This is a genomic window from Xanthomonas hortorum pv. cynarae (assembly GCF_002939985.1).
Taxonomy (GTDB): Bacteria; Pseudomonadota; Gammaproteobacteria; order Xanthomonadales; family Xanthomonadaceae; genus Xanthomonas; species Xanthomonas hortorum_D.
In genome coordinates this window covers 1-5713 of sequence record NZ_MDFM01000061.1, presented here as the reverse complement: position 1 = coordinate 5713, position 5713 = coordinate 1, and the positions used below count along the sequence as shown (strand labels likewise).

The following is a 5713-nucleotide window of genomic DNA, read 5'->3' as shown; positions in this document are numbered from 1 at the left end:
CGAAGCTGACGGGAACGGCGCTGAGGCCACTTCCCAATGTTCTTTGACAGTGTGCGCAGGTAATTTGTGCGGACGCCTGCAGGAAGGATGATTGTCCATCTTGCAGACGTTTAATCAAAAAGCAACATATTAATTGCTTTGCAAGCGATAAGTTGTCAGTGGTTGAACTTCTGCAGCTAAAGTAATTTGTCTTCGGACATGTAATTTTAAGTGAAGAGTTTGATCCTGGCTCAGAGTGAACGCTGGCGGCAGGCCTAACACATGCAAGTCGAACGGCAGCACAGTAAGAGCTTGCTCTTATGGGTGGCGAGTGGCGGACGGGTGAGGAATACATCGGAATCTACTCTTTCGTGGGGGATAACGTAGGGAAACTTACGCTAATACCGCATACGACCTACGGGTGAAAGCGGAGGACCTTCGGGCTTCGCGCGATTGAATGAGCCGATGTCGGATTAGCTAGTTGGCGGGGTAAAGGCCCACCAAGGCGACGATCCGTAGCTGGTCTGAGAGGATGATCAGCCACACTGGAACTGAGACACGGTCCAGACTCCTACGGGAGGCAGCAGTGGGGAATATTGGACAATGGGCGCAAGCCTGATCCAGCCATGCCGCGTGGGTGAAGAAGGCCTTCGGGTTGTAAAGCCCTTTTGTTGGGAAAGAAAAGCAGTCGGTTAATACCCGATTGTTCTGACGGTACCCAAAGAATAAGCACCGGCTAACTTCGTGCCAGCAGCCGCGGTAATACGAAGGGTGCAAGCGTTACTCGGAATTACTGGGCGTAAAGCGTGCGTAGGTGGTGGTTTAAGTCTGTTGTGAAAGCCCTGGGCTCAACCTGGGAATTGCAGTGGATACTGGGTCACTAGAGTGTGGTAGAGGGTAGCGGAATTCCCGGTGTAGCAGTGAAATGCGTAGAGATCGGGAGGAACATCCGTGGCGAAGGCGGCTACCTGGACCAACACTGACACTGAGGCACGAAAGCGTGGGGAGCAAACAGGATTAGATACCCTGGTAGTCCACGCCCTAAACGATGCGAACTGGATGTTGGGTGCAATTTGGCACGCAGTATCGAAGCTAACGCGTTAAGTTCGCCGCCTGGGGAGTACGGTCGCAAGACTGAAACTCAAAGGAATTGACGGGGGCCCGCACAAGCGGTGGAGTATGTGGTTTAATTCGATGCAACGCGAAGAACCTTACCTGGTCTTGACATCCACGGAACTTTCCAGAGATGGATTGGTGCCTTCGGGAACCGTGAGACAGGTGCTGCATGGCTGTCGTCAGCTCGTGTCGTGAGATGTTGGGTTAAGTCCCGCAACGAGCGCAACCCTTGTCCTTAGTTGCCAGCACGTAATGGTGGGAACTCTAAGGAGACCGCCGGTGACAAACCGGAGGAAGGTGGGGATGACGTCAAGTCATCATGGCCCTTACGACCAGGGCTACACACGTACTACAATGGTAGGGACAGAGGGCTGCAAACCCGCGAGGGTAAGCCAATCCCAGAAACCCTATCTCAGTCCGGATTGGAGTCTGCAACTCGACTCCATGAAGTCGGAATCGCTAGTAATCGCAGATCAGCATTGCTGCGGTGAATACGTTCCCGGGCCTTGTACACACCGCCCGTCACACCATGGGAGTTTGTTGCACCAGAAGCAGGTAGCTTAACCTTCGGGAGGGCGCTTGCCACGGTGTGGCCGATGACTGGGGTGAAGTCGTAACAAGGTAGCCGTATCGGAAGGTGCGGCTGGATCACCTCCTTTTGAGCATGACGTCATCGTCTTGCGGGCGTCCTCACAAATTACCTGCATTCAGAGATTCATACCGGCACAGGTCGGTATGCGAAGTCCCTTTTGGGGCCTTAGCTCAGCTGGGAGAGCACCTGCTTTGCAAGCAGGGGGTCGTCGGTTCGATCCCGACAGGCTCCACCATATTGAGTGAAAAGACTTCGGGTCTGTAGCTCAGGTGGTTAGAGCGCACCCCTGATAAGGGTGAGGTCGGTAGTTCGAGTCTACCCAGACCCACCACTCTGAATGTAGTGCACACTTAAGAATTTATATGGATCAGCGTTGAGGCTGAGACATGTTCTTTTATAACTTGTGACGTAGCGAGCGTTTGAGATATCTATCTAAACGTGTCGTTGAGGCTAAGGCGGGGACTTCGAGTCCCTAAATAATTGAGTCGTATGTTCGCGTTGGTGGCTTTGTACCCCACACAACACGACATGTAACTTCGAGGCAACTTGGGGTTATATGGTCAAGCGAATAAGCGCACACGGTGGATGCCTAGGCGGTCAGAGGCGATGAAGGACGTGGTAGCCTGCGAAAAGTGTCGGGGAGCTGGCAACAAGCTTTGATCCGGCAATATCCGAATGGGGAAACCCACTGCTTCGGCAGTATCCTGCAGTGAATTCATAGCTGCTGGAAGCGAACCCGGTGAACTGAAATATCTAAGTAACCGGAGGAAAAGAAATCAACCGAGATTCCCTAAGTAGTGACGAGCGAACGGGGAACAGCCCTTAAGCTGGAATGGCTTTAGAAAAACAATCTGGAAAGATTGGCCATAGAAGGTGATAGCCCTGTACTTAAAAGGGCCACTCCAGTGAAGACGAGTAGGGCGGGGCACGTGAAACCCTGTCTGAATATGGGGGGACCATCCTCCAAGGCTAAATACTCCTGACCGACCGATAGTGAACCAGTACCGTGAGGGAAAGGCGAAAAGAACCCCGGAGAGGGGAGTGAAATAGATCCTGAAACCGTGTGCGTACAAGCAGTAGGAGCTCGCAAGAGTGACTGCGTACCTTTTGTATAATGGGTCAGCGACTTACTGTTCGTGGCAAGCTTAACCGTATAGGGGAGGCGAAGGGAAACCGAGTCTGATAAGGGCGCATAGTCGCGGGCAGTAGACCCGAAACCGGGTGATCTAGTCATGGCCAGGGTGAAGGTGCCGTAACAGGTACTGGAGGCCCGAACCCACGTCTGTTGCAAAAGACGGGGATGAGCTGTGATTAGGAGTGAAAAGCTAATCGAACCCGGAGATAGCTGGTTCTCCTCGAAAGCTATTTAGGTAGCGCCTCGGACGAATACTACTGGGGGTAGAGCACTGTTATGGCTAGGGGGTCATCGCGACTTACCAAACCATTGCAAACTCCGAATACCAGTACGTACTATCCGGGAGACACACGGCGGGTGCTAACGTCCGTCGTGAAAAGGGAAACAACCCAGACCCACAGCTAAGGTCCCAAATTCACTGCTAAGTGGAAAACGATGTGGAAAGGCATAGACAGCCAGGAGGTTGGCTTAGAAGCAGCCACCCTTTAAAGAAAGCGTAATAGCTCACTGGTCGAGTCGGTCTGCGCGGAAGATTTAACGGGGCTAAGCAGTGAACCGAAGCTTGGGGTGCGTAAAACTTCGGTTTTATGCGCGGTAGAGGAGCGTTCCGTAAGCCTGCGAAGGTGGATTGAGAAGTCCGCTGGAGGTATCGGAAGTGCGAATGCTGACATGAGTAACGATAATGCGGGTGAAAAGCCCGCACGCCGAAAGCCCAAGGTTTCCTTGCGCAACGTTAATCGACGCAGGGTTAGTCGGTCCCTAAGGCGAGGGCGAAAGCCGTAGTCGATGGGAAGCAGGTTAATATTCCTGCACCTCGCGTGAGTGCGATGGAGGGACGGAGAAGGTTAGGTGTACCGGGCGTTGGTTGTCCCGGGGAAAGGCGGTAGGTTTGGATCTTTGGCAAATCCGGGATCCTTTAAGACCGAGCACCGAGACGAGCCTTTATGGCGAAGTCACTGATACCACGCTTCCAGGAAAAGCTCCTAAGCTTCAGCTCACGAAGACCGTACCGTAAACCGACACAGGTGGGTAGGATGAGAATTCTCAGGCGCTTGAGAGAACTCGGGTGAAGGAACTAGGCAACATGGCACCGTAACTTCGGGAGAAGGTGCACCCTTTTTGGTGGCTCATGCGAGCTATAGCTGAAGAGGGTCGCAGAAACCAGGCCGCTGCGACTGTTTATCAAAAACACAGCACTCTGCAAACACGAAAGTGGACGTATAGGGTGTGACGCCTGCCCGGTGCTGGAAGGTTAATTGATGGGGTCAGCCGCAAGGCAAAGCTCTTGATCGAAGCCCCAGTAAACGGCGGCCGTAACTATAACGGTCCTAAGGTAGCGAAATTCCTTGTCGGGTAAGTTCCGACCTGCACGAATGGCGTAACGACAGCGGCGCTGTCTCCACCCGAGACTCAGTGAAATTGAAATCGCTGTGAAGATGCAGCGTTCCCGTGGCAAGACGGAAAGACCCCGTGAACCTTTACTATAGCTTTACACTGAACGTTGAGTTCGTCTGTGTAGGATAGGTGGGAGGCTATGAAACTGTGGCGCTAGCTGCAGTGGAGCCATCCTTGAAATACCACCCTGTCGTGCTTGACGTTCTAACCTAGATCCGTTATCCGGATCAGGGACCGTGTATGGTGGGTAGTTTGACTGGGGCGGTCTCCTCCTAAAGAGTAACGGAGGAGCACGAAGGTACGCTCAGCGCGGTCGGACATCGCGCACTGTGTGCAAAGGCATAAGCGTGCTTGACTGCAAGATCGACGGATCAAGCAGGTACGAAAGTAGGTCTTAGTGATCCGGTGGTTCTGTATGGAAGGGCCATCGCTCAACGGATAAAAGGTACTCCGGGGATAACAGGCTGATACCGCCCAAGAGTTCATATCGACGGCGGTGTTTGGCACCTCGATGTCGGCTCATCACATCCTGGGGCTGTAGTCGGTCCCAAGGGTATGGCTGTTCGCCATTTAAAGTGGTACGCGAGCTGGGTTCAGAACGTCGTGAGACAGTTCGGTCCCTATCTGCCATGGGCGTTGGAAGTTTGAGAGGGGCTGCTCCTAGTACGAGAGGACCGGAGTGGACGAACCTCTGGTGTTCCGGTTGTCACGCCAGTGGCATTGCCGGGTAGCTATGTTCGGAAGCGATAACCGCTGAAAGCATCTAAGCGGGAAGCGCGCCTCAAGATGAGACTTCCCGGGGCACAAGCCCCCTAAAGGAACCATATAGACTATGTGGTTGATAGGTCAGGTGTGTAAGTACAGCAATGTATTGAGCTAACTGATACTAATGATCCGTGCGGCTTGACCATATAACCTCAAGTTGCCTTGGTCCCAACGAACGTTGGTAGATCCGCAAACGCAAGCTACGTCACAAGTTAACTATGCGAGACGAGCGCTGTATGCGCTTCCCTTCGCAAGAGCCTGCACATCCTTGTGCAGACTTTTGAAGAGAAGCAAATATCGGCGACTCTCCAACCGTCTCCCTGGTGAAATTAGCGCTGTGGAACCACCCGATCCCATCCCGAACTCGGAAGTGAAACGCAGCTGCGCCGATGGTAGTGTGGCTCAAGCCATGCGAGAGTAGGTCATCGCCAGGGGCTTTACCCGAAACCCTCCATCCAACAGGATGGGGGGTTTCTTTTTGCCTAAAACTCGGCGCGATACTCCGAGGCCGAGGCCGAGGCGGGAACCGAAAGTTGACAGGAAGGCGACAGAAAAATCTGCAAATGTCGCTCTGATCCCCGCTGCGTTTGAACATCGGCGAAGCGGGTCTGGACGAAAACCGCGTCAAGCATACTGACGTCCAAGCGTAGATCTGGCTAACACGAGATTTGGGTTTATCTGGCTCCGCCACCATATCCGTCACGTCGGCAACATCGCCGGCCTCGCCTATT

At 53.4% G+C, this 5713-nt stretch carries 2 tRNA genes and 3 rRNA genes; all 5 read left to right on the top strand.

What is annotated here, in order from left to right:
* The first annotated feature begins 207 nt into the window (after positions 1 to 207).
* The 5 genes from XcyCFBP4188_RS22005 to rrf all read left to right on the top strand — a co-directional run bounded on the left by XcyCFBP4188_RS22005 (position 208) and on the right by rrf (position 5416).
* Positions 208 to 1754: ribosomal RNA gene (locus XcyCFBP4188_RS22005) — 16S ribosomal RNA — on the top strand.
* A 92-nt stretch (positions 1755 to 1846) separates the two neighbouring features.
* Positions 1847 to 1922, top strand: a tRNA-Ala gene (locus tag XcyCFBP4188_RS22000).
* A gap of 19 nt (positions 1923 to 1941) precedes the next feature.
* Positions 1942 to 2018, top strand: a tRNA-Ile gene (locus tag XcyCFBP4188_RS21995).
* Between the two features lie 227 nt (positions 2019 to 2245).
* Positions 2246 to 5128: ribosomal RNA gene (locus tag XcyCFBP4188_RS21990) — 23S ribosomal RNA — on the top strand.
* A gap of 173 nt (positions 5129 to 5301) precedes the next feature.
* A 5S ribosomal RNA gene (rrf, locus tag XcyCFBP4188_RS21985) occupies positions 5302 to 5416 on the top strand.
* The 16S, 23S and 5S rRNA genes sit together here with 2 tRNA genes alongside, the layout of an rRNA operon.
* Positions 5417 to 5713 lie beyond the last annotated feature (297 nt).